Origin of the sequence: Paenibacillus cookii (assembly GCF_018333375.1) — a bacterium.
Classification (GTDB): Bacteria; Bacillota; Bacilli; order Paenibacillales; family Paenibacillaceae; genus Paenibacillus_AQ; species Paenibacillus_AQ cookii.
On the sequence record NZ_BORW01000001.1, the window covers coordinates 227572 to 252984 of the forward strand.

Here is a 25413-nt window from a genome sequence, read left to right on the forward strand (position 1 = left end):
ACCGAAGGGGGCCGGCGTTAATGAGGAGAGATGCCCTATGTGCGGACGATTTACGCTGGTCGTATCGCTGGAGGAGCTGCTGCTCAGATATGAGCTCGATCCCGGATATGCCGTGGCTTACCACCGGCCGCAGTATAATATTGCGCCGACGCAAATGGTTTTATCCATTATCCATGACGGGACCCGCCTTCGGCTCGGCGAGCTGAAATGGGGTTTGGTCCCGTCCTGGGCCAAAGATCCCGGGATAGGAAGCCGGATGATCAATGCCCGCGGCGAAACGCTGTTGGACAAGCCCGCTTATCGCATCCCTTTTGAGCGAAAGAGATGCCTGATTCCGGCCGACGGCTTTTACGAGTGGCAGAAAACGGCCGGCGGCAAACAGCCTTACCGGATCAGGCTCAAAAGCAGCGACTTGTTCAGCATGGCCGGACTATACGATATTTGGGTGCAGGAGGACGGAACGAAAATCGCGACCTGTACCATCATCACGACGAAACCCAACGAGCTGATGGAGCCGATTCACGACCGGATGCCCGTCATTTTACGGCAGGAAGACGAGCTGCGCTGGGTGCAAAGGGGGGCGGCCGATCCGAGGGAGCTTCAGCAGCTGCTCGTGCCGTATCCGGCGGACGAAATGGAAGCCTATCCCGTCAGCACGGCCGTTAATTCGGTCAAAAACGATTCGCCGCTCTGCATCGAAAAAAGCTCGTGACGCGGAGATCGCGAAGTTGCCCCATTTACAGGGCCGCCAAATCAAAAGACCGTCCCTCAGCCTTGGAGAAAGGCTGCCGCAGACGGTCTTTTGGTTTTGGTTGCTATGACGCCGATTTATTCGACGATGATTTTGCCGACCATGTTGTCATGGCCCGCGCCGCACATCACGGAGCAGTGGAATTCGTGTTCCCCCGGTTTATCGGCCGTAAATTCGGCGGAGCCGTCCTTTTGCAGGTTGACTTTAAAGTCGGGAATTTCCAGGCCGTGCGCGCCTTCTTTATTGACGAGCGTAATTTTCACTTTGTCTCCCTTTTTGACCCGGATTTCCGCAGGCTCAAATTGGAAGTTGGTTGCCGTCACTTTAATGTCCTGAGCTCCCCCTGCTGCGCCTCCCGTTGTTCCTCCCGCGGTACCTGCGTTGTTGTTGCCCGCGGTGTTGTTATTCGTTTTGCTGCCGCAGGCGCTGAGCGCAAAAACGAGCAACAGGGTTAGTCCCAATGTCATCCATTTTTTCATGCCTTTGACCTCCTGGGTATAAATGATGATGAATCGAACACGGATTGCTAATGAATCATGTCAGTCAGGCTTCTTCGCATGCGCGAATGTCGCGAAATCCTGAACAACGGCTGCCTTCCACGTCATTATTTTTGACCGCGGCAGGACCAACTATGCAAACAAAAAGACCTATGAGGAAAATACCAGCACGCGGTATCCCCTTATAGGCCTTTTTGGCGTTTCGACTCCCATCAACGGAACATGCCCCAAAGCTTGATCAAATGGAAGGTGTTATTCGGATCAATCCGCTGCGCCAGCACAAACCGTATGATTTGCTGCTCTTCAGCAGAAGATAAAGGTTCCTTAAGTATTCCCGACGCCGATTTCACAAGACGCTGAACCTTTGCCGGATCCTGCAGGTCAAACTTGCTGACGCCTTCCAGAATGCCTTTGATCCGCTCTTTGGTCGCCGGATTTTTCATTTTTTGCTTGACTCTTGCCACTAATGCAGGACTGATTCCATACTGCTGATAACCCAAAACATTGGCACCTCCCGTCAAATTCCAATTCAACTAAGTATATGACGGGGGGCCAGTCCCATGTGCCTAATCTACCAAATCTCCCTGAAATATCTGTTCCTGCTGCAGATAGTCCCGGAGTCCGGCATACGCCGGGGACGTCCAAAACTCGCTGTCCGCCACGAGCCGGGACGCATCGTCCCGCGCTTTTTCGAGCACCGCGAAGTCGCTGACCATGTCGGCAAGCCGGAATTCCGGCAAACCGCTTTGCTTCGTTCCGAAAAAATCGCCCGGGCCTCTCAGGTCCAAATCCCGGCGCGACACCTCAAAACCGTCGTCCGTTTCCGTCATGACGTTCATCCGTTCCTGCCCGACTTCGGACTTCGGATCGGCAATCAGGATGCAGTAAGAGGCATGCTGACCGCGGCCGACTCTGCCGCGCAGCTGGTGAAGCTGGGACAGGCCGAAACGGTCGGCGTCCATAATGACCATCAGCGTGGCATTGGGCACGTCCACCCCTACTTCCACGACCGTCGTGGAGACCAGCAGCTGAACTTCGTTTGCGTTAAAGGACCGCATCACTTCTTCTTTTTCGGCCGGCGTCATCCGGCCGTGAAGCAAACCGACTCGGGTATTCGGGAATGCCTGCTGCATTTGGATATGCAGGTCGATCGCGTTTTGCACATCCAATTTTTCGGACTCCTCGATCAAAGGGCAAATGAGATAGGCCTGCCGGCCTTGGTCTATTTCCTTGGAAATAAACTTAAGCACGCGGTCCATCATGTCATGTTTCACCCAGTAGGTGGTGATCGGAATCCGGCCTTTAGGACGCTCCGATAACGTCGAAACGTCCATGTCGCCGAAAGCGGTAATCGCCAGCGTCCGCGGAATCGGCGTGGCGGTCATCGTCAGCACGTCGGGGTTGTAGCCTTTTCGCCGCAAAATGCTGCGCTGATTGACCCCGAACCGGTGCTGTTCATCCGTGACGACCAGGCCAAGCTGACGAAAAAACACATCCTCCTGGATCAGCGCATGCGTGCCCACCACGATATCGGTCATGCCCATTTGCAGCGAAGCCAGCAGATCTTTGCGCTTGCGTCCGGTCACGCTGCCGGTCAGGAGACCTACCGTAATGCCAAACGGTTCAAACAGCTTTTGCAGGGAACGCATATGCTGCTCGGCCAAAATTTCGGTCGGCACCATCAGCGCACCTTGAAACCCGGAACGGACCGCCCCGTATAAAGCGATCGCGGCAATGACGGTTTTGCCCGAACCGACGTCGCCCTGCAGCAGCCGATTCATGCAGTACGGGGAACGCATATCCTGCAAAATCTCCAGCTCCACCTTCTTCTGCGCGTCCGTCAGCTCAAACGGCAGGCTCCGCACGAATTCGCGCATCGTTTTATTGTCCACGGTATGCACGATGCCGTCCATCCTGCGCCGGTTCAGCGCCCGGTAAGCATGCATTTTCAGTTGGAACAAAAACAACTCCTCGTAAACCATGCGTTCCCGGCCCTGCTGCCCTTCCCGCGAATCCTGCGGTTGATGGATCGTGGCGATTGCCCTTTTTCGCGGCATAAAATCGTATTTTTGCATGATGGCAGGAGGAAGGATTTCCGGAATCATGTCCCCGTATTGGGTTAACGCTTGTCCGATCGTTTTGCGCATCCACGCTTGCGTGATCTTCCCGCCGACCGAATAGACCGGCTGCAGCGTTCCGCTGCGCCAGGCCCCTTGATCCGGAAATTCCGATTCCGACACGGTAAGCTGCATGCGCTTCTGGTCCCATTTGCCCACAAGCACGATTTCCCGTCCGCTCGTCAGCTGGTCGCGCAAAAAATGCCGGTTGAACCAAACGGCGGTAAACATCCACTGCTCGGCCATCACTTTGCACGTTAGCCTCGATTTCCGCCCGTAGCGCTGCAGCACCGGAACGCCCATAATTTTGGCTTGAATGGTGATTTTGTCGCCGTCCTTCACTTCGCTGAGCGAGCGCAGGCGGTAATCCTCGTAACGAAAAGGATAATATTCAAGCAAATCTTTTACCGTAAAGATGCCAAAGGCGTGAAGCTCTCCTTCTTTGAGAGCACTCACGCCGCGCACCTGACGGATTGAAATTTGATCCAAACTAAGACTCATTTCCCATCCCTCATTTTAATTCGGCCAGATAAACACGGCCAGCGTTCCGGGACCGACATGGGTGCCGACAACCGGACCAATATTGGTCAGCACGACCTCACCGAGGTTGTAATGCCGCGACAGTTCCTCAAGCACCGGATCGGCCGAAGCCGGGTCCGCCGTATGGCCTACGGCCACGTTAATGTTTCGGATCCCGCCCAAATCTGCCTGAAAACGTTCGATCATGCGGGATATCGCTTTTTTGCGGCCCCTGACCTTTTCCACCGCATAAATGATTCCTTCTTCATCGATGGAGAGAATCGGTTTGATGTTCAGCAGGTTGCCGATGACGGCAGCCGCTTTGCCGATCCGCCCGCCCTTTTGCAAATATTCGAGCGTATCGACGAGAAAATACAGCTTGCGCTGCCGGCGAACCTGTTCCACCGCATCCAGAATCTCCGCCGCGGTTTTCCCTTCGGCGGCAAGCCGGGCCGCATGAACGACAAGAAGCCCGAAGCCGTAAGAAGCCGATTTGGAATCCACGACATGAATGGAAGGCGGATCATCGAGCATCGACTTGGCCAGCAGCGCCGACTGGTACGTCCCGCTGAGCCCTGACGAAATGTGAAAAGAAATGATCGGGCTGTCCGGAAACATGTTCATCAAATTTTGGTAAGCTTCGATATAATCGGCGGGAGAAGCCTGCGATGTCGTAGGCAGCTGCTCCGATTGCACAAGCCTTTTATAAAACACTTCGGCCGAAATGTCGACGCCGTCCTCAAAAGTTTCCTCGCCGAACATAAGGCGAAGCGGAACGACGTGAATGTCGTATTTATTGACCAGTTCCTCCGGTATGTCAGCGGTGCTGTCCGTCACAATGACCGGATGAGCCATGCGTGTGGCCTCCTTTAGAGGTTTATTCTAAACCTAACCTGTGTAAAAAGTAATTAGGGCTCGACGGAGAAAAGATAATAATACACCGGCTGTCCGCCTTGATGAACCTCGACCTCCGCGTCCGGATAATTCTCGCCGATCCAGTCCGCAAGCTCCGCGGTCAGGCTGGAATCCGTTTGTTCTCCCGCGAGTACCGTCACGATTTCGTCGCCGTTGATCAGCATTTTGGACAAAAGCTCCTGGCATGCGGCCAAAATGCTGTCGGCAGCCGTTACGATCTTCGAGTTCTCGATGCCGATGTATTGCCCGGCCTTGATGTTGATGTCGTCGATTGCGGTATCGCGCACCGCATGGGTGACCTGCCCGGATTTGACCCGCGCGATCGCATCCATCATGCTGCCGGTGTTCGTATCCGAAGTTTCTTCTTCGGAAAACGCAAACGCGGCCGAAATTCCCTGCGGAATGCTCTTGCTCGGAATGACCGTGACGCTGCGCTCGTCCTCAAGCAGCTCCCGTGCCTGTTCCGCGGCAAGCACGATATTGGAATTGTTCGGCAAAATATAAACATGCTGCGCCGAAATCGAGCGGATCGCTTTGACGAAATCCTCCGTGCTCGGGTTCATCGTTTGTCCGCCGGACAACACGACATCGACGCCGAGGCTCTTGAAAATATCGGCGATGCCTTGGCCCGAAGCGACGGCGATAAAGCCGTAAGGCGCCAGTTCATCCGCCGGAGGCGTCGCAGGTGCCTGCTCGCGCGAATGTTCGACAGGATCGGCCGGCAAGCCGGCGAACAACTCGGGCATAGGCGCAATATCGAGGCCCGTCGTCAACAGATCCCGGTGCTGCTCGCGCATGTTCAAAATATGGATTTGCGTAATTTCACCGTAACGAAGCGCCAAATTCAGCACGTCGCCCGGCGCTTTGGAATGGACATGAACCTTGATCAGTTCGTCGTCCGCAATAATAATGATGGAATCCCCATTTATTGACAACGCTTTCCGGAATTCATCCTCGTCGAATGATGCCGCTTGGCCGCCAAGCTGACGGTTGATGAAAAACTCCATATCGTACAAATATTCGATGTCTTCGGTTTCGATTTTGGATTGGGCCAGCTCCGGCCGTTCCGCGAACGCGTGCGCCGCGGAGTTCAAAACCGCCGATGCCGCCTCCGGCTTCGCAGCCGCCGGTGCTTGTCTTGCGATCGCGGCGCCCGCAAACTCGGCATTCCCCTGGATTCCCTTCAGGTAACGGAGGAAGCCTTCATAAATATATACAAGGCCTTGTCCCCCCGAATCCACGACGCCGACCTGCTTCAGTACAGGCAGCATCTCCGGCGTCTGGGATAACGTCTCCTGCGCCTTGAGAAGCACCTGCTCCATCAGCTCGGTAACGTCATTCGTCCGCCGCGCGCAAAATACGGCATGTTTGGCAGCCTCCTTGGCAACGGTCAAAATCGTGCCTTCCACAGGCTTCACGACGGCTTTATACGCAGCGTCCACGCCCGTTTGCAGGGCCGCTGCAAACTGCATTGCATTCAGTTCATCGTAAGGCGCGGCATAGCGGCCAAACCCCCGGAAAAGCTGGGATGTGATAACGCCGGAGTTTCCGCGCGCACCCATCAGCAGTCCTTTGGACAAAACCCCCGCACTGTGTCCGATCGAGTCGGAATGATTTCTTTTTAACTCAGTCACACCTGCGCTCATCGTCAGATTCATGTTCGTTCCCGTGTCGCCGTCCGGCACCGGAAATACATTAAGAGAATTGACATGCTCTGCATGCTGCTGCAGCTGCTCCGCTCCGGCCAATACCATTGCGGTAAAATCTGTCCCATTCAAAGAACGCTTACTCAATGATAAATCCCCTTCCTAGCTTGATCCCTAGCTAATGGCGTCCTTATACATACGTCGTATCCGCGTTTTCGTTTCGCCAATTTCGTTCATGATTTTACAAAATTCCCGATGATGCATATATAATGAAGCGTCCCATATTAAACCATTATGGGCTATTCATCATTGTACTATAAGAGACGCCAGAAATAAATGTTTTGACTGGCGGTTGACGAAGCATTTTTTGCTGTGATATGATATACAAGTATTGTTTTATGCAGGTGTTTGGAACAAGGAGGTGTAATCTATGTCTCGCAAATGTTATGTGACTGGCAAGAAGCCAGGAAGCGGTAACCATGTATCTCACGCTAACAACCGTAACCGTCGTTCTTGGGGCGTGAACGTGCAAAAAGTTCGTATTCTTGTTGACGGCAAACCTAAGCGCGTTTATGTGAGCACTCGTGCGCTCAAATCCGGTAAAGTTACCCGCGTGTAATTCGTCGTCGTACTTACGTCATGAAAGTCGCGCCCTGCGCGGGGGTTTTTCTTGCGAATACAGAATCGTCACATGCTGCGCAGCTTGAGGCCCTGCATTCTGTATTCTTAAGAAAACGTCTTTTTACCGAAGACGAACCGCTTATAGGAGGCGGAATCTATGACTTTAGACAAGCCTCCGGACGATTTACACTTTCTTAGACCTTAAGAATAGCATATAAGCAAAAAGCACCTTGTTTAACAGCAGGTGCTTTTTTAATGCCTTTGGCCCTATTCGGTGTGAATCATGCCGCCTTGCGTCAGAGGTTTTTTTGCATCAGCGGCATACCATAAGGAGTCTTCAGCTTTTATGAAATGTGTTTAAAAGAGCTTTTACGAATCCTCCCAAAAACTTTGGCAGCTTAAACGTATAAAATTTCATATTCCACCCTCCCCATATTCTCATGTTTATCGCGTATGGTATGCCTTTTGCGCGTTCACTGCAGAAACGAACAAAAAAAAGGTTACATGAGAACCCTGCTCATGTAACCAATGTATGCACCAAAAGCATGACCTATGACACAGGCAGACAAGTGAAACCGCCCAGATCCGTTTATCCCTTTTGCGCGCTGGCACGGATGGCCCGAATGGCCGCCTCGCGGTCCTTTTTGCCGTAAACGGCGCTGCCCGCGACCAACACGTCCGCGCCGGCCTCCGCAACCAGAGGCGCCGTTTCGCTCGTAATGCCGCCGTCGACCTCGATATGGACGTCAAAACGCGAAGCTTCGTTCAGCCATTGGCGAATCTGGCGGATTTTATGGACCGTACGCGGAATGAAGGCTTGTCCTCCGAAACCCGGGTTAACGGTCATGACAAGCACCAGGTCCACGTCCTCCAGCACTTCCTGGATGACCGAAGCCGGAGTGGCCGGATTGATGGCAACCCCGGCTTTGATTCCGTGTTCTTTGATCATATGGATGACCCGATGCAAATGGGTGCAAGCCTCGGCATGAACGGTAATTACGTCTGCGCCGGCTTTGACGAAATCAGCGATGTATGCCTCCGGACGCTCGATCATTAAATGAACGTCGAGAGGCAGGCTCGTATGCGGCTTGATGGCGCTGACGATGGCCGGCCCGAGCGTGATGTTCGGAACGAAATGCCCGTCCATGACATCCACGTGGATCCAGTCCGCTCCTCCCGCTTCCGCAGCCGCTACCTCCGGCCCCAACCGGGCAAAATCTGCTGACAATATCGATGGCGCTATTTTAATCATTTCCGTTAATACCTCCGCTTTTTATCTTTCATTTCCGTTAAAAACTGCACATAATGCTCATAGCGGCTCGCTGCAATGTGGCCGTTTTCCACAGCCTCCCGAACTTTGCAGCCCGGCTCGTGGGTATGGCTGCAGCCGCGAAATTTGCATCCCTCGGCCAAAGAGGCAAACTCCCTAAAACAGGTCGAGAGCTCCTCGACGCCAAGCTCCAAAAAGTCCAGCTGGCTGAAGCCCGGCGTATCCGCCACAAAGCCGCCGCCTGGAAGCTCGATCAACTCCACATGGCGGGTCGTATGTTTCCCCCGTCCAAGCTTCATGCTGATGGCGCTCGTTTCCAGCTCGAGTCCGGGAACGAGCCGGTTCAGCAAAGACGATTTGCCTACTCCCGACTGCCCCGAAAACACGCTGATTTGCCCCTTCAATCGTTCCGTCAGCAGTTCCGTTCCCAGCCCTAAGCGTGAGCTCGATACGATGACTTGATATCCGATATTTTCGTACAGCGATTGGACCAAAGCGACCGGATCCTCCCCTTTCGCTTCGGCCAGAAGATCCTGTTTGGTCAAGCAGATGACCGTATCAAGACCGGCGTGCTCGATATGAACCAGAAACTTGTCCAGCAGCTGGAGATTCAAATCGGGCTCGCGCACCGAAAATACCAGAACAGCCAAATCCACGTTGGCGACCGGGGGACGGATCAGCTCGGAGCGGCGCGGCAAAATTTCATCCACCACGCCTTCTCCGTTTTCCGTATGGGAATACCGGATATGGTCCCCTACCAGCGGGGTCACGCCCTTTTTCTTAAAAATGCCGCGCGCCCTGCATTGGATCGCATCCCCGCCTCCCGAAGCCGCCATTCCGTTTTCGAGTGGTTTGACATAATAATATCCGCTTAACGCCTTCACGATAACTCCTTCAGGCATACATGAAAGGCCTCACTTTCTCCGTAAGGACCGCCGCTGAGGGCGGCCTTAATGGTTTTGTTGATAAATTACGTTTTCGTTTTTCTTTTTATTGCCCTTGCCCGGGTTGCCGTGCTTCCAGCCCGGAGGCGTCATCCCGGTCGTTTCGTCCCCGCCTTTGTTTTCATCCGCGGGCTCCTCCGGAATGTCCTGTTCATCCCCGGTATTGTTCGAAAGCACGATATCGATATCAGGAACCGTTCCGTTCTTCACATCCGTGTAATACACGGTGTAGGTGTCGAATAGCTGGCCGTTGCGGACGACCCTGACGGTAGCGTCTTTGGACGGCCCGACCACCACCTCGACCGGGAATACCTGCATCGAGTTGATGTTTTTGGTTCCCCATTCTTTCGTTTCCCCGTTGGTGGAAGCATCCGCGTATTCGATGCGGACCTTGGTATTTTTGCCTTCCTCCTCAGGAAGGACAGGAACGTTATAGGTGTATTTGATCGCGTCGGCCGGATACCCCGAGCTTACGGTAATCTGGATTTTCTCATCCGGATCGGCCGGCGTGCCCGGATCGTACGGCCATTGGGCGACGACCGTGCCTTTCGGCACCGTGTAGCTTGCTTCCTGCTGGATGTTCGGGTCCAGCTTGAGTCCGGCTTTTTCCAGCATTTGCGCCGCTTTATCCTGCGTTTTGCCGATCAGGTCCGGCATCGGCACCTGCTTCGGTCCTTTGCTGACCGTCAGGGCGACATGATCTTTATCGGGATCGACTTCGGCGTTTGCACCCGGCACCTGGGAAATGACGGTGCCCGCCGGCTTATCGCTGTTTTCCTCATTGGTGTCGATGTTATCCTCTTTAAATCCTTGATCGATCAGTTTCTTTATCGCGTCATCAACCGGTAACGTCTTGAGGTCAGGCATCTTTTTCAAAGGTTTGGCGCTTCCGACCGAAAGCTGAACGAGCGACCCTTTTTTGACCTCGGTCCCTTCACTCCGGCTCTGATTATATACGATGCCTTCGCGAACATCCGGCTTATACGCGCGGATGATGTTTGGATCGACTTCTAGCCCGCGATCGTTGAGCATTTTGCGGGCATCCGCCTCCGTTTGGCCAATGACTTTCGGGACGATCACATTAGGTACGACCAACTTATGATTCACGTATAATACGACGGCCGTCATGGCTAGCAGAAGCAACAGCGTCAAGCTGATCCAAAGGATCGGCTTTTTTGATTTTTTCCGTTTGCCGGCCGGGTCGGAGGGCTCATGACGCTCCTCCCGGTCTTCGGAAGGAAGCTGCCTCGACCTCACCGGGGTCGGACCGATATGCTGCGGTTTGATCGCCGGAATGACGCGGGTGCGATCCTCGTCGTCCACGTCCGAAAAATCGAGTTTTTCCTCGTTCCTGCGCTCCGGGGAGAGGCAGGTATCCAGGTCATGCAGCATTTCCTTGGCGCTCTGGTACCGCTCCTGCGGATTTTTGCGCATCGATTTGAGAATGATGTTTTCGACGCTTTGCGGAATGAGGGGATTCACGTCGCGCGGCTCCTCGAACTCCTCCTGCAAATGCTTAAGCGCCACGCTGATCGGGCTTTCTCCCAGAAACGGAAGCCGGGCCGTCAGCATTTGATAGAGTACGATGCCTAAAGAGTATAAATCCGATTTCTCTCCCGTCGTCACGCCCTTGGCATGCTCCGGAGAGAAATAATGCACGGAACCGACGACCGAACCGGTTTGGGTGATCGTCGTCGACGTGACCGCCCGGGCGATCCCGAAATCCGTCACTTTGACCCTGCCGTTTCGGCCGATCAGGATGTTATGCGGTTTGATGTCCCGGTGAATGATCTGGTTCTGGTGGGCATGATCCAGCGCATCGCAAATTTGGGACGCAATCCGGACGGCCTCTTCCACCTGCAAAGGCGCGCGTTCCTTGATGATTTCGTTTAGATTATGGCCTTCGACGTATTCCATGACAATGTAATGGATTTCGTTTTCCTGCCCCACGTCGTAAATGCTGACCACGTTAGGATGGGACAAGGAAGCGGCCGACTGCGCCTCGCGGCGGAACCGGCGGATAAACTCCTCATCGTGCACAAACTGCTGGCGCAGCACCTTGACGGCAACGTTGCGGCCCAATAGCAAATCATGGGCTTTGTAGACCAGGGCCATCCCGCCGCCGCCGATACGTTCAATAATTTCATAACGGCCGCCCAATTCGTGTCCGATCATGAATCCCACTCCTTTATGCTTTGCCCGGAGACTTCATCTTGTTGAAGTTCAAACAGGGCGACGGTAATGTTGTCATCGCCTCCGGCTAGAAGTGCCAGCTGCAGGAGACGGTCCGCCCGTTCTTCCAGCGAAACGTTCTGCATGCCTGAAATTTGGGCGATATGTTCGCCGCTTACCAGGCTGCTGAGCCCGTCGCTGCACAGAAGGAGCACCTCTCCGGCAGCCAGCGTGACAGGATACAGATCGACGGACACCTCGGGATCGGTGCCCAAAGCGCGCATGATGACGTTGCGGCGCGGATGGGTTTTCATTTCCTCAAGGCTGATCTGGCCGCTTTTATACAGTTCATTGACAAGCGTATGGTCTTCCGTAATCTGAATGGCTTCGCCATTTACAATTTTGTAGGCTCTGCTGTCGCCGATATGCCCGATGACGCCGGAACGCTCCTGGAGCAGCAGCACCTCGACGGTCGTGCCCATATTGTGATATTTTTCATTTTTGGATGCTTCATTGTAAATGACGTCGTTGGCATGCAGGATCGCGTCGCTGACGGCCGCGCTCAAACCTTCTTCAGACATCCCTTTTTCCAGCGTCGACAAATCCTCCGCAATCGTGTCGACGGCAAGGCGGCTGGCCGTGTCTCCGGCCTGATGCCCGCCCATCCCGTCGGCGACGATGCCGATCGTATACCCTTGCGAAAGGTGGCCAATCCAGACCGAGTCCTCGTTTACCGATCGGACGCGGCCTATGTTACTGGCATGAACTGTTTTAATCAAGTTTCACTCACCTCAACTCCATATGCTTCGCACGCAGTTGTCCGCATGCAGCCGCGATATCGTGGCCTTGCTCCCGTCTGATCGTTACATTGACCCCGTTTTCCGCGAGTACTCTTTGAAACTTGAAAATGTCGTTGCGCGAGGTACGGACGTACTTGCGTTCAGGCACGTGGTTGACCGGAATCAGGTTCACGTGGCACAGCATGTCCTTCAGCACGCTCGCCAGCTCGGCCGCATGCTCCGGCTGGTCGTTGACGCCGCCGATCAGGGCGTATTCGAACGTGATGCGGCGGCCGGTCTTCGCGAGGTAATACCGCAGCGCCTCCATGACGTCCTCGAAAGGATACCGGCGGTTGACCGGCATCAGCTTGGAGCGCAGCATGTCGTTCGGGGCATGGATGGAAATGGCCAGATTGATCTGGGTATCCTCATTCGCAAACTTGTAAATGTTCGGCACGATGCCGCTCGTCGACACCGTAATATGGCGCTGGCCGATGTTCAGCCCTTTTTCGTGGATCATGATCCGAAGGAACTTCATCGTGGCCTCGTAGTTTTCGAACGGCTCCCCGGAGCCCATAATGACGATGCTGCTGACGCGTTCGCCTTTTTCGTCCAGTATTTTTTGGGCCTGAACCACCTGGGCGACGATTTCGCCGGCCGTCAGGTTCCGCTTGAGACCGCCCAAGGTCGAAGCGCAAAACGTGCAGCCGATGCGGCAGCCGACCTGGGTCGTCACGCAAATGCTGTTGCCGTAGTTATGCTTCATGATGACCGTCTCGATCGCATGGTCGTCGTGGAGGCCGAACAGGAACTTGACCGTTCCGTCTTTGGACTCCAGCTTGGTAATCTCCTTGAGCGTCACGAATTCGAACTGATCCTCCAGCTTCGCGCGAAGCTCCTTGGACAAATTGGTCATTTCCTGAAAGTTATTCACCCTTTTCACGTAAAGCCAATCAAAAATCTGGCCGGCGCGAAACGCGGGTTCGCCGTTTTCCTTGGCCCATTCCTGGAGGTCGTCCAGGTTCAAATCGTATATAAAAGGCTTCATTTCACCACACCTGTCTTTATCATTCATATGCATATTGTTTCTCATTCTTCCTATTTTAACACAAATAAAAGTAGCGGTAAAAGAGAAACCCGCCAAGCTTAGGCCGAGCGGGATCAATAGGCTGTACCATCTCTTTATACCTTGCGATTTTACAGTTTAAAAGAATCTCCGGATTCTCGCGATATAAAAACCGTCGCTGCCGTAATCCTGAGGCATGATCTGCACGCCCGCCCCTTCGGCGTCCGAATGCAGCTTGCCCCAAGTCCCGCCGGAATCCTCCGGCAGCCCGAACCCCGGATGGGTGTCCAAAAAATGGCGGACCACTTGTTCGTTTTCTTCCCGTCCGATCGTGCAGGTGCTGTATACCATGATGCCTCCGACGCGCAGCAGGGTGGAAACCGAATCTAGCAGCTTCCGCTGCAGGGCGGCGATTTCGCCGATGTCGTCCGGGGTTTTGGTCCACTTCAAATCGGGCTTGCGCCGGATGACGCCAAGTCCCGAGCAAGGGGCATCAAGCAAAATCCGGTCGAAGGAATCCGCGGGATAACGCCGGGCGAGCTCGAGCGCATCGCCCGTCACCGCCTGGATGCTTCCTAAACCGAGCCTTTCCGCCTGGGCTTCGATCAGCTTCCGCTTATGCTCATGCAGCTCGTTGGCCACGATTTCGCCCCGGTCCTTCATCAGCTCGGCCATATGGGCCGTTTTTCCGCCCGGAGCGGCGCAGCAATCGAGCACCCGCATCCCCGGTTCGGGAGCGACGGCGCCGGCGACCAGCATCGAACTTTCGTCCTGGATCGAAATTTGGCCGTCCCGGTACCAGTCCGTCAGGGCCATGTTGCCGCCGCCGTAGACCAGGATGCCTTCCGGGGAAAGGGCCGATGGAGCGGCTTTTACGCCCGCTTGTTCCAGCTCGGCCAGCATGCCTTCGCGGCTGATCATGGTCGTGTTCACCCGCACGCTTACCGCGGGCGGTTCGTTGTTCGCGCGGCATATGGCTTCGGCGGCGCCTTCCCCGTATTCGTCGATCCAACGTTCCACCAGCCACAGCGGATGGGAATGCTCAAGCGCAATGCGCTCCGCCGGCGGCAGGCCGCTTGGCAGGACCAGCTCGTCTTTGCTGCGCAGGACGCTGCGAAGTACCCCGTTCACCATGCCGGATATTCCTTGATGTCCCCGGCGCTTGGCCAGATTGACCGCCTCGTTTACGGCGGCGTGGGGAGGAATGCGGTCCAGGTACATCAGCTGGTACAAGCTCAGCCGGAGCAAATTCCGGACCCACGGCTGCAGCTTCTGGATACCTTTCGTGACGAACCGTTCCAAAAAATAGTCCAGCGTATTCAGACGGGAAATCGTCCCGTAGACCAGCTCCGTCGCCAGCCCTGCATCCTCGCGCGGCAAAGAAGCCCGCTGCAGGGCCGAATTCAGCTGCAAATTGCTGTAGGCTTTGTTTTCTTCGACCCGCGTCAGCACATCAAGGGCAACCTCCCGCGCCGAAGCGGCGGGCTTGCCCTGACGTTTTCCTGCACTCACGTCAACACCGTCCCCGGCGCCATCGTTTTGCCGCGCGCGAATTCTGCGGCATCCATCTGCTTTTTGCCGCTTGGCTGCACCCGCGTCAGCCACAGGGAGCCGTCTCCGGTTTTAACCTCGATTCCCTGCTCGGCAAGCTGCAGCACCGTTCCCGGAGCGGCGTCCTTCGACGCCTTGTCGGCCTTCCGGGAAGCCCACACCTTAAACACCTCGCCGTTCCACAAGGCAAAGCCGCCGGAAAAAGGCACCAGCCCGCGGATTTGGTTGTATATATCGCGCGTGGAGGCGCTCCAATCGATCTTTTCGTCTTCGCGTTTCAAGTTCGGCGCGTACGTCGCGAGACTCTCGTCCTGCTTTTCGGCTTCGACGCGGCCGTTTGCCAGCCCCGGCATTTGTTCTTTGAGCAGCTCCGCGCCCGCAAGGCTGAGCTTCTCGAACAACGTGCCGGACGTGTCCTCCTCGTCGATCGCCACTTTGACCCGGGCAATCATGTCCCCGGTATCGAGGCCTTCGGCCATATACATCAGCGTGATTCCCGTTTCGGTTTCGCCGTTGATGATGCAGCGCTGGATCGGAGCCCCTCCCCGGTATTTGGGAAGAAGCGATCCGTGCACGTTCACGCAGCCGTTCGCCGGAAGATCCAGCACGCTTTTCGGAAGGATTTGGCCGTAGGCGGCCGTAACGATCAAATCCGGCTTGTAGGCCGCAAGCTCCGCGACCGCTTCGGGGCTGCGCATGCGCTGAGGCTGCAGCACGGGAATGCCGTGTTCCAAAGCGACTTCCTTGACCGGCGTAGGCGTCAGCACTTTTTTGCGCCCCTGGGGCCGATCCGGCTGGGTGACCACGGCAACGACGTTGTATCCCTCGCTAAGCAGCATTCGCAGGCTGGGAACGGCAAAAGCCGGCGTCCCCATGAATACGATATTCATGAAGCATTACTCCCTTCCGGAACGTTCAGGCACGTATTCGTACACTTTTTCGGCGATGTCCGTAAACAAAACGCCATCCAGATGGTCGATCTCATGCTGGAAGCAGCGGGATAAAAGCCCCGTGCCCGTAATCGTGATCTCGTTGCCGTTTTCGTCCAGCCCTTTGACCGTCACCTTCTCGGCGCGGCGAACGTCGCCGTTGTAGCCCGGAATGCTCAGGCAGCCCTCCGGTCCGAATTGCTCGCCTTCCTTGTCGACGATGACCGGATTGACCATCTTGATCAAGCCGTGTTCGTCGCCCACGTCCACGACGATCAGGCGTTTCAGAATGCCCACCTGCGGCGCCGCAAGGCCTACGCCTTCCGCGTCGTACATCGTATCGGCCATATCGTTTAATAGTTTTTTTACGTTCGGGGTGATCTCTTTTACTTCTTTTGCCGTTTTATGGAGCACGGCATCGGGTTCTTTTACGATAATGCGGATTGCCATGATGACACCTTCCTTATGCTTATTCATGTACGGATTTTGTAATCCTAATGGTTTTCATTTCGCTTTCAACGTTATGCCGCGCCGATTACATCAGCATTTGCGGGTCTACGTCAATGCTGATCTGCAGCTGCTGGTTATGCGCCGTCTCTTCCAGCTGCTCGGCCGATTCGCGGACGAGGCCGACGGCATCGATATTCCCACGCCATTTTACCATACATTGAAACCTGTATCTATTTTTTATCCTCGGAATGGGGGAGGCCACCGGTCCCAGCACGTCAAACGCGTCGGCGGTCAGCCGGTCCAGGCTGCCGAACCAGCCGCGCTGCCTTGCTTTTCCCTGAAGCACAGATACCATGTTTTCCGCCATGCGCACCAAAAGCGGCAGCTGCTCATGCGTCAGCGTGATCAGGATCAGCCGGCAATACGGCGGATAATGCAGGTTGCGGCGGTGCTTTAGCTCATCCCTGACGAAAGCCAGATAATCATGGCCGCTGGCATGGATGATCGAATAATGGTCCGGCGTGTAGGACTGGATCAGCACCTCCCCTTTCAGCTGGTGCCTTCCCGCCCTGCCCGCGACTTGCGTCAGCAGCTGGAACGTTTTTTCCCCCGCCCGGAAATCGGGAAGATTGAGCGCCGAATCCGCGGTAATGACGCCAACGAGCGTCACGTCCGGAAAATCCAGCCCTTTCGCGACCATTTGGGTGCCGAGCAGGACGTCGGCTTTTTTGTCGCGGAACTGCTTCAGCAGCTTTTCGTGCGATCCTTTTTCCGTCGTCGTGTCGACGTCCATCCGGATGACCCGGATGCCGGGGAACAGTTTGGCCAGTTCCTCTTCGACCCGCTGCGTGCCGGTCCCGAAATAACGGATGTGTTCGCTTCCGCATTCCGGGCAGACGGACGGCGCGGGCTCCGCGTAACCGCAGTAATGGCAGCGGAGATTATTCGATTTTTGATGGTAGGTAAGGGATATGTCGCATTCGGGACAACCCGCCACGTAACCGCAGCTGCGGCACATGACGAAGGTCGAATAGCCGCGCCGGTTGAGGAGCAGCACAATCTGCTCCCCGCGCTGGAGCCGGGTTTCGATCGCCTGATGCAGGGAGCGGCTGAACATGGAGCGGTTGCCCTCCTTCAGCTCTTCCCGCATGTCGACGATTTGCACCGCCGGCAGTTCGTTGCCGAGCGCCCGCCGCTTCATTTCCAGCAGCATGGGCGCAAACTCGTCGTTCGCCTGGGACCGGGCGGCATGATAACTTTCGAGCGACGGCGTCGCCGATCCCAACACGACGGCGGCCCCATATTGCCGGGCCCTTTTGACCGCGACGTCCCGAGCGTGGTATTTGGGACTTTCCTCCTGCTTATAAGACGTCTCATGCTCTTCGTCCATAATGATCAGGCCGATCCGGTCGAACGGCGCAAAAATGGCGGAACGCGCCCCGATCGCTACCTTGACTTTGCCCTCGCGTATTTTCCGCCACTCGTCGTAACGCTCGCCGCCGGAGAGGCGGCTGTGCATGACGGCGACCTGGTCGCCGAAGCGACCCTTGAACCGTTCCACCATTTGGGGCGTCAACGAAATTTCGGGGACAAGGACGATGGCCTGCCGGTCCTGTTCGATGCAATGCTGGATCGTCTGCAAATAAATTTCGGTTTTGCCGCTGCCGGTGACGCCGTGCAAAAGGAAAACCCCGTGGCGTCGTGCATCCAGCGAGTCGACGATCCGGTCATACGCGTGCTGCTGCTCGTCGTTCAGGCGAAGCGGTTCCGTCGGCTTGAAGCGGCGTCCGCGATACGGATCGCGGAACACCTCCATCTCCTCGATCGCAACGAATCCCTTGTCCGCAAGCCCCTTGACGGTGGCCGCCGAGACCTGAAGCGCCTTAAGCACCTCTTTAAGCGGAAGGGGGAGCAGTTCCTTCATCTCGAGAATAAACTGCAGCACTTCCCGCTGCCGCTGCGCCTTGGCCGGAAATTGCGGGAGCGCCGCCAACGCCTCGTCCGGATCGACGGCGAGGTCGACCGCTTTGAGCATTTTCTTTTGCAGCTTGTCCTTGATGCTCTGATTCTCCTGCAAAATTCCTTTTCGCAGCAGCGATTTGATCGTTTCGGCGCTATCCGGGAAGATGCGGCTGAGCTGCTGGGCCGGCACCTCTCCCTTTTGCGCGACGTAGGCCATGATCGTTTTTGCTTCTTCCGTCGGTTCGGCGACGACACGCACCAGCGAATACTCGTCCTCTTCCTCCGGTTGCCCTTCCGGATCCCCAAGCGAGATGTACCGCTCCGCCTTGCCCTTCAGCGCCGTCGGCACCATGACCTGTAGCGCGGTAATGAAACGGCAGGCGTATTTTTGGCTCATCCATTCCGCAAGCTTGACGAGTTCGGGAGACAACGGAGGCACGACGTCCAGAACCTCCTGGATGTTTTTCAGGCGCATTCCGCCGGGCGAAGGCCGATCCTGCAGATCGACCACGAACCCCTGAACCGTCCTGTGGCCGAACGGAACCCCGACCCGGCTCCCGATCTCAAGCCACGACCGCATCAATTCCGGAATCAAATAGTCGAACGGACGGTCCGTATCCTTCACCGGCACATCGACGATGACTTTTGCCACTTGCGGAAGCATCATCGGTTCCCCGCTTCACTCATCCGCTCGGCCGCAATCGCGAGCAGCCTCCGCGCCACTTCGTTTTTGGTCATGACCGGCATCTTTTCGACCAACCCGTCCGCATCAAAAACCTGTACGATGTTGGTATCCGAACGGAAGCCCGCCCCTTCCGCCGTCACGTCATTGGCGACGATCAGGTCGCAATGTTTCCGGCGCAGCTTATCCTTGGCATACGCTTCGACGTCATGGGTTTCCGCGGCAAACCCGATCAAAAACTGATGGGTTTTGCTTTTGCCGAGCGTTTCCAGAATGTCCACCGTTTTCACGAGCTCCAGCGTCATCGTGTCGCCTTTTTTCTTGATTTTGCTGCTCGCCGCTACCGCCGGACGGTAGTCCGCCACCGCGGCGGCTTTGATGACCAGGTCGCTATCCGGAAAATGCTTCAGCACGGCCTGGTACATCTCTTCCGCGGACTGGACGTGTTCGGTATCGATCCCCGCCGGAGGCGCCACGTCGGTCCGCCCGTAGATCAAACGCACGTCGGCTCCCATCGCGCGCGCGGCCTCGGCGATCGCAAATCCCATTTTTCCCGAGGAATCGTTGGTGATATAACGGACGGGGTCAATGCGTTCGATCGTCCCCCCTGAAGTCACGACGACCTTTTTCCCCTGCAAAAGACCGGGCCCAGCCTGCTCCTTGTCCGCAAAATATTTCTCCACCACGGCCACGATGCTTTCCGGCTCTTCCATCCGCCCTTTGCCGACGTAACCGCAGGCAAGCAGCCCTTCCCCGGGTTCGATCATCATGACGCCCCGCCGCTCCAACGTTTTCATGTTTTCCTGAACGGCAGGATGCCCGTACATATGTACATTCATTGCCGGCGCAAGCATGACCGGCGCAGTCGTTGCGAGAAGGGTCGTCGACAGCATATCGTCCGCCAGACCGTGGGCCATCTTGCCGATCATGTTGGCCGTTGCCGGTGCGATCAGCACCAGATCGGCCGCATCCGCCAAACGGATGTGCGATACGACCGCCGGATCCCTTTCGTCGAACGTATCGCTGAACACCGCGTTTTTGGACAAACTTTGCAGCGTCAGCTCCGTGATGAATTGCTTGGCCGAGGATGTCATGATGACATGCACGTCCGCTCCTTTTTGGACCAGCTTGCTGCACAGGCTTGCCGCCTTATAAGCCGCAATCCCGCCGGTAACGCCCAGCACGATCGTTTTTCCGTTTAACATGTTAACCGCCTTCTTTCGCTTCGGAATAGAGAAAAAACATCCCCACAAAGCGGAGACTGTATGCCAATCTTGTTCCTATCCTTTGCGGGGTTCCAATTGCAGTTGTATGAAGACCGCTCATGAGGGTTCTTAAAAAAAATACAACCTTGCGGTTGTATTCGTTCCCGTGTCTATGGACGCGAAGGTCAGGAGAACATGCCGTCTCCCCCTTCGGTTATAGATTGAATTGAAGCAACCGCTGAAGGCCGACTTCGTTCCATGCGTCCCTTGGGCCTTAAGGTTTTTTGATTTCGTCCTTTTCGGCTTCGGGCTCAGGCACGATCTTGATCAGGTCGTTGTAGATTTCCTCAAGCGCCACGCCCACGAACTTATGGGAGCGCGGGTTTTTCAGTTCGGTTTTTTCTCCCTCGCGCAGCTGTCTGGCGCGTCTCGATGCAGCGACCACCAGCGAATACTTGCTGTCGACTTTGTTCATCATTTCATCAATCGAAGGATACAACACGTTACTGCCACCTCTTTTTGTCCAAAGTAAAATATGTTGCAAGCCGTTAGTCCCTACCGCTTCACCTTACAATGTTCGGCTACGATAATGGATTCTATTCGCTTGCATGCGGAATCGATCTCGTCGTTGACGACGGCATAGTCATAATGCTCCATCAGGCCGATTTCGTCAACCGCCACCGACATCCGGTGGTCGATCGTCGCCTGGTTCTCCGTGCCGCGGCCCACGATACGGTCTTTCAACTCGTCCAGGGACGGCGGCAGCAGGAAAATAAAGACGCCTTGGGGGAATTTCTCTTTCACCTGCAGCGCGCCCTGCACCTCGATCTCCAAAATAATGTCCTTGCCGCTCTCGAGCGTTTTTTCCACGAAATCGCGCGGAGTGCCGTAATAGTTCCCTACGTATTCAGCATATTCCAGCAGCTCGTTGTTTTGCATCATATTCATAAACTGCTCGCGGGTTTTGAAAAAATAATTCACTCCGTCTTCCTCGCCGAGCCGCGGGCTCCGGGTCGTAGCCGAAACGGAGTACACAAGTTCCGGAAGTTTGCCTCTCAGCGCGGTACAGACGGTTCCTTTTCCAACTCCGGATGGTCCGGACAATACAAACAATAATCCTTTTGACATAATACTCCCCAACTCGTTATTCGTCATGATCGTCGTCTTTGCTGGACAGACGGTGAGCCACCGTTTCGGGCTGTACGGCGGACAGGATGACATGATCGCTGTCCGTAATGATTACGGCACGGGTCCGGCGTCCGTATGTCGCGTCGATCAACATATGACGGTCTCTCGCTTCCTGAATGATTCGTTTAATGGGTGCTGATTCAGGGCTTACAATGGAAATGATTCGGTTAGCCGATACAATATTCCCGAAGCCGATGTTAATGAGTTTGATTGCCATAATCAGGTTCTTCCCCCTATACATTTGACTCTTGTCTGTTTTATGTCGAAAGCGCCTTTTATTCTATATTGGCCAATTGTTCGCGAATTTTTTCCAGCTCCGCCTTCATTTCGACAACACGGTTTACCAGAGTCAGATGATTGGCCTTCGATCCAATCGTATTGACTTCCCTGTTCATTTCCTGAATCAGAAAATCCAGTTTTCTTCCGACCGGTTCATCCGCACGAAGCAAACCCTTGCATTGCTCAAAATGGCTCTGCAGACGTATCAATTCCTCGTCTATATTGGAACGGTCTGCGAAAATTGCAATTTCCATGCCAAATTTATGTTCATCAAAGGCAAACGAACCGTCATTAAGATCAGACAGCCTTTGTTTGAGCTTATTGCGGTAATCCTCGACTACTGTAGGCGCCAGCTGCAGCATTTCGGCGTGCAGGGCCTGAAGCTTGCTTAAGCGCTGCTCCACGTCCGCCGCCAAATGTTTGCCTTCCATGCTTCGCATCGCCGCAAGTCCTTCCAAAGCGGCCCGCAGTCCCTTTTCGAGAACCGGCCCCCACTCGTCCACGTCGGGTTCACCCGGCGAGGCTCCGTGCTCGGGCGATATCCAAACGTCGGGCAGAGACAACAAATCCTTCACAGTCAGTTCGCCGTCGAGGCCGTAACGCTGTGAAAGATCCTGCGCCGCCTTCAAGTACATCTTCACGGCATGTTCGTTAAGCAAGGCATGCGGAGCATGATCGTCGCCCTCTTCCTTCGTGACGAACACATCGACGCGCCCGCGCTTGACGTATTGCTGCACCGTTCTCCGCAAAGCGTCCTCGAAGCAAGTCCACTCACGCGGCAGACGAAGCACGACTTCGCAGTAGCGGTGATTGACGGACTTCACTTCAAATACCACTTTATGCCCTCCATGCTGAAGGGCGGATCGACCGTATCCGGTCATGCTAAAAGACATCGGCACCACATCCATTACACTATTGTAATTGATTACGATCAACGAAACAAGGGGGACAATTGGCGGCCGGATCTTGCCCATACGTGCTCGATCAGCTGGGCGCTCATTTCATACAACATGAACGGAGTCATCAAATAGATCCCGTTGAAATGATCCATCGCGACGTCGAGAAGCTCCTTCGCGATTTGAACGCCCATCGCCCTGCCTTCTTCCCCTTCGAGTCCGGCCATCCGGCTGCGGACATCGTCCGAAAGCTGAATGCCGGGCACTTCGTTGTGCAAATATTCCGCGTTTCTTCCGCTCGCCAGCGGCATGATTCCCATAAAGATCGGCGTATCCAGATGTTTCGTGGCTTCGCCTACCGCCCGGATCAGTTCCGGATCGTACACCGGCTGGGTCATGATATAGTCCGCGCCTGCGGCGATTTTCCGTTCCAACCGGGCCACCGCTTTGTCCAGATGCTTGCCGTGCGGGTTAAACGCGGCGCCCACGACGAACTTCGCTTTTTGCTTCAGCGGTTTGCCGGAGAAAGCGATGCCTTCGTTCAACTGCTTGATCATCCGGATGATTTCGAACGACGTTAAGTCGTATACCGAACTGGAGCCGGGCAAATCACCGAAGCGGGCAGGGTCTCCGGTCACGGCCAGGACATGGTCAATGCCAAGGGCGTCGAACCCCATCATGTGCGACTGGGTTCCGATCAGGTTGCGGTCGCGGCAAGCGATGTGGACAAGCGGGCGCAGCCCGGTTTCAACCTGGACGAGATGTCCGAGCGCCATGTTGCTCATGCGCGTCACGGCAAGCGAATTGTCCGCGAGCGTAAGCGCATCGGCTCCGGCCTCTTTCAGCCGGTGCGCGCCTTTCATGAATTTCGAAATGTCCAGATCGCGCGGCGGATCAAGCTCGACGATGACCGTGTGGCGCTGCTTGGCCAATTCGACCAGGTTCGGTTCGCGGTTCCCCGAAGGCGTTTCCGGTTCCGGTTCGCAAACGGTCAGCGGGGCCTCCGGCTCGGGAATAGGCTCGTACACGGCCGGCTGCGGCACGTATTCCGCGAGCGCCTTGGCGATCGCTTCGATATGGGCCGGCGTCGTGCCGCAGCATCCGCCGATGATGCGGGCGCCGAAATCGGCAAACTGGACGGCCATCTGGCCGAAATATTCCGGTCCCGCCCCGTAGCGGTATTCCCCGTCCACGTAATCGGCGACGCCCGCATTCGGGTAAACCGACACCGGCGCAGGGAGCCGGCCGTCAAGCGCCTTGATCGCGCTCAGAATCCCGTTCGGCCCGGTGCGGCAGTTAAAGCCGATGATGTCGGCGCCTTCCGACTGCACGATCCGGAAAGCGTCGGGCATCGTGTAGCCGTCCAAGGTTCTGGCGACGTCCTCGACCGCAAACTGGCAAATGACGGGAACGTCGGTTAAACGGCGCGTGATGGATAAGGCAAGCACCAATTCCTCCACGTCGTAGAACGTTTCGAGCATGACGCCGTCCACGCCTTCGGCGAGGAGCGCCTGCAGCTGCTGCTCGAAATACTTTTTGAGTTCGCCGCTTGAAATATTCGTCCGCTTGCCGCCGCGGATGGATCCGACCGCCCCGACGACGTAGCCGCCCGGGCCGGCCGCTTCGCGCGCAATCCGCACGCCCGCCCGGTTGATTTCGCTGACCTTCGATTCCAGGCCGTATTTGGACAGTTTATCGTAATTGGCCGAAAACGTATTGGACTCGAGCACCTGCGCGCCCGCCTGAACGTAGCGCCGGTGAACGTCCCGGATCACCTCCGGAGAGGTTAAGTTCAGCTCCTCGTATGAAATCCCCACAGGAAAACCCATTTGATATAGAAACGTGCCCATCGCTCCATCCCCGACAAGCACCTTATCGTCCAATGCCACTCGCAAATCCGGCTTCATCAACTATTCCCCCAACCCTTATTTTTCATCTAATGTATCACAAATGCCTTCAAATTCCCACTGGTTCGCAGGGAATTCAAAAAAAGAGGACGGCGCTTGAAGCCGGGACGCAAGCTGTCGGCGCATCGCGCATCCGATCGATGCGCCCTCAAAGAAAAAAGCTTGCCGGCGGCTCCCATCCCGGGGCTCCGGCAAGCTTTCGGCTATCGTTTTCGGCATCAAGCCGAGACTTCGCCCGTAAAGACGAACGCGGCAGGACCCGTCATGTAGATCCGGTTGTCCTCCTCATTCCACTTGATGAAGAGGCTTCCGCCTTTCAACCGCACTTCCGCCTCGCGGTCCGTCTTCCCGTTCAGCACCGAAGAAACGAGCGTCGCGCAAGCTCCCGTGCCGCAGGCAAGGGTAGGACCCGCTCCCCGCTCCCAAACGCGCATGTCGATCGTTTTCCGGTCCGCTACGGTCGCAAATTCGACGTTCACTTTTTTCGGGAAATACGGATGGACTTCCAGCTTCGGCCCCCAGGTGTGGAGATCGAAACGGACCGCATCCTCGACGTAAATCACGCAGTGCGGATTGCCCATCGAGACGGCCGTAAACCGGAAGGTCTCCCCGTCCGCCTCCAGCGGCACGTCCACCACCGGCGTCGAGTCGATCGTGGTCGGAATCTGCAGCCCGTCCAGCACCGGCTCGCCCATGTCCACGGTTACCGTGGCGGCCCTGCCGTTCTCCGCCTGGATGACGACCTTTTGCACGCCGGCTCCGAGCGTTTCGATCGTAATTTCTTCCCTTTGGACGTACCCGTGGTCGTAAACGTATTTGGCCACGCAGCGGATCGCGTTGCCGCATTGCTCCGCCTCGCTTCCGTCCGAATTGATGATCCTCATCCGGTAATCGGCGCGCTCGGAAGGCAGGATGTAGACGAGCCCGTCGGCTCCGATCCCGAAATAGCGGTCGCACCATTGGACGGCAAGCTCCGCCGCATTGCCCGGAAGAGCCTGCTCGCCGTATATCACAATAAAGTCATTGCCAAGACCATGCATTTTCGTAAATTCCATCGGATGGTGCCA

At 55.8% G+C, this 25413-nt stretch carries 24 protein-coding genes; 2 read left to right on the forward strand and 22 right to left on the reverse strand.

The genetic code is table 11. The features are described 5' to 3' along the window. The first annotated feature begins 37 nt into the window (after positions 1-37). Positions 38-712 (forward strand): SOS response-associated peptidase, encoded by a 675-nt coding sequence (locus tag KI367_RS01220; RefSeq protein WP_212947025.1) that lies wholly within the window; start codon positions 38-40, stop codon positions 710-712. 116 nt (positions 713-828) lie between these two features. Here the strand turns inward: KI367_RS01220 and KI367_RS01225 are convergent, their stop codons facing one another. The 5 genes from KI367_RS01225 to fakA form a co-directional block, all read right to left on the reverse strand. Continuing rightward, positions 829-1230 (reverse strand): cupredoxin domain-containing protein, encoded by a 402-nt coding sequence (locus tag KI367_RS01225; RefSeq protein WP_212947027.1) that lies wholly within the window; start codon positions 1228-1230, stop codon positions 829-831. A gap of 230 nt (positions 1231-1460) precedes the next feature. Continuing rightward, positions 1461-1748, reverse strand: a complete 288-nt coding sequence (locus KI367_RS01230; RefSeq protein WP_036707702.1) for a stage VI sporulation protein F — start codon at positions 1746-1748, stop codon at positions 1461-1463. 66 nt (positions 1749-1814) lie between these two features. Next, positions 1815-3866: an ATP-dependent DNA helicase RecG gene (gene recG / locus KI367_RS01235; protein WP_212947029.1), complete on the reverse strand. Its 2052-nt coding sequence runs from the start codon at positions 3864-3866 to the stop codon at positions 1815-1817. A gap of 15 nt (positions 3867-3881) precedes the next feature. After that, complete coding sequence (gene fakB, locus KI367_RS01240; protein ID WP_036707699.1) at positions 3882-4739, reverse strand: DegV family protein; 858 nt, start codon at positions 4737-4739, stop codon at positions 3882-3884. A gap of 53 nt (positions 4740-4792) precedes the next feature. Further along, positions 4793-6592 (reverse strand): DAK2 domain-containing protein, encoded by a 1800-nt coding sequence (gene fakA, locus KI367_RS01245; protein WP_212947034.1) that lies wholly within the window; start codon positions 6590-6592, stop codon positions 4793-4795. 283 nt (positions 6593-6875) lie between these two features. On the opposite strand from fakA, the gene rpmB reads away from it, so the two are divergent. Continuing rightward, positions 6876-7064, forward strand: a complete 189-nt coding sequence (gene rpmB, locus KI367_RS01250; protein WP_081992147.1) for a 50S ribosomal protein L28 — start codon at positions 6876-6878, stop codon at positions 7062-7064. Between the two features lie 339 nt (positions 7065-7403). Here the strand turns inward: rpmB and spoVM are convergent, their stop codons facing one another. The 17 genes from spoVM to dapF all read right to left on the reverse strand — a co-directional run bounded on the left by spoVM (position 7404) and on the right by dapF (position 25401). After that, a complete protein-coding gene (gene spoVM, locus KI367_RS01255; protein ID WP_036707696.1) occupies positions 7404-7484 on the reverse strand; it encodes a stage V sporulation protein SpoVM in 81 nt (26 codons plus the stop codon). 171 nt (positions 7485-7655) lie between these two features. Continuing rightward, positions 7656-8318: a ribulose-phosphate 3-epimerase gene (gene rpe / locus KI367_RS01260; RefSeq protein WP_212947036.1), complete on the reverse strand. Its 663-nt coding sequence runs from the start codon at positions 8316-8318 to the stop codon at positions 7656-7658. Between the two features lie 5 nt (positions 8319-8323). After that, the gene (gene rsgA, locus KI367_RS01265) at positions 8324-9238 is read right to left on the reverse strand and encodes a ribosome small subunit-dependent GTPase A (RefSeq protein WP_212947038.1); all 915 of its coding nucleotides are present in this window, start codon (positions 9236-9238) and stop codon (positions 8324-8326) included. 48 nt (positions 9239-9286) lie between these two features. Then, positions 9287-11455: a Stk1 family PASTA domain-containing Ser/Thr kinase gene (gene pknB / locus KI367_RS01270; protein ID WP_081992145.1), complete on the reverse strand. Its 2169-nt coding sequence runs from the start codon at positions 11453-11455 to the stop codon at positions 9287-9289. Further along, on the reverse strand, positions 11452-12231 hold the full coding sequence (locus tag KI367_RS01275) for a Stp1/IreP family PP2C-type Ser/Thr phosphatase (RefSeq protein ID WP_036707692.1): 780 nt from the start codon (positions 12229-12231) through the stop codon (positions 11452-11454). The genes pknB and KI367_RS01275 overlap by 4 nt, the downstream gene beginning before the upstream one ends. 7 nt (positions 12232-12238) lie before the next feature. After that, the gene (gene rlmN / locus KI367_RS01280; RefSeq protein ID WP_036707690.1) at positions 12239-13279 is read right to left on the reverse strand and encodes a dual-specificity RNA methyltransferase RlmN; all 1041 of its coding nucleotides are present in this window, start codon (positions 13277-13279) and stop codon (positions 12239-12241) included. 156 nt (positions 13280-13435) lie between these two features. Next, on the reverse strand, positions 13436-14809 hold the full coding sequence (gene rsmB, locus KI367_RS01285) for a 16S rRNA (cytosine(967)-C(5))-methyltransferase RsmB (protein ID WP_052146829.1): 1374 nt from the start codon (positions 14807-14809) through the stop codon (positions 13436-13438). Continuing rightward, positions 14806-15738: a methionyl-tRNA formyltransferase gene (gene fmt, locus KI367_RS01290; protein WP_212947040.1), complete on the reverse strand. Its 933-nt coding sequence runs from the start codon at positions 15736-15738 to the stop codon at positions 14806-14808. Before fmt ends, rsmB begins: the two co-directional genes overlap by 4 nt. 6 nt (positions 15739-15744) lie before the next feature. Further along, complete coding sequence (gene def / locus KI367_RS01295) at positions 15745-16227, reverse strand: peptide deformylase (protein WP_212947042.1); 483 nt, start codon at positions 16225-16227, stop codon at positions 15745-15747. An 85-nt stretch (positions 16228-16312) separates the two neighbouring features. Continuing rightward, positions 16313-18853 carry a primosomal protein N' gene (gene priA / locus KI367_RS01300; RefSeq protein WP_246536504.1) on the reverse strand — a complete coding sequence of 847 codons (2541 nt, stop codon included), beginning with the start codon at positions 18851-18853 and terminating at the stop codon, positions 16313-16315. Continuing rightward, positions 18853-20076 (reverse strand): bifunctional phosphopantothenoylcysteine decarboxylase/phosphopantothenate--cysteine ligase CoaBC, encoded by a 1224-nt coding sequence (coaBC, locus tag KI367_RS01305; RefSeq protein WP_212947046.1) that lies wholly within the window; start codon positions 20074-20076, stop codon positions 18853-18855. The genes priA and coaBC overlap by 1 nt, the downstream gene beginning before the upstream one ends. 274 nt (positions 20077-20350) lie before the next feature. After that, positions 20351-20578 (reverse strand): DNA-directed RNA polymerase subunit omega, encoded by a 228-nt coding sequence (gene rpoZ / locus KI367_RS01310; protein WP_036707689.1) that lies wholly within the window; start codon positions 20576-20578, stop codon positions 20351-20353. 53 nt (positions 20579-20631) lie between these two features. After that, entirely contained in the window at positions 20632-21204 is a 573-nt protein-coding gene (gene gmk / locus KI367_RS01315; RefSeq protein WP_036707686.1) for a guanylate kinase, read from the reverse strand. A 16-nt stretch (positions 21205-21220) separates the two neighbouring features. Continuing rightward, a complete protein-coding gene (gene remA / locus KI367_RS01320; RefSeq protein WP_036707683.1) occupies positions 21221-21481 on the reverse strand; it encodes an extracellular matrix/biofilm regulator RemA in 261 nt (86 codons plus the stop codon). A gap of 58 nt (positions 21482-21539) precedes the next feature. Next, positions 21540-22436, reverse strand: a complete 897-nt coding sequence (locus KI367_RS01325; protein WP_036707681.1) for a YicC/YloC family endoribonuclease — start codon at positions 22434-22436, stop codon at positions 21540-21542. 38 nt (positions 22437-22474) lie between these two features. Next, on the reverse strand, positions 22475-24346 hold the full coding sequence (locus tag KI367_RS01330; RefSeq protein WP_212947048.1) for a bifunctional homocysteine S-methyltransferase/methylenetetrahydrofolate reductase: 1872 nt from the start codon (positions 24344-24346) through the stop codon (positions 22475-22477). Between the two features lie 218 nt (positions 24347-24564). Then, positions 24565-25401: a diaminopimelate epimerase gene (gene dapF, locus KI367_RS01335; protein ID WP_212947056.1), complete on the reverse strand. Its 837-nt coding sequence runs from the start codon at positions 25399-25401 to the stop codon at positions 24565-24567. Positions 25402-25413: the final 12 nt, after the last annotated feature.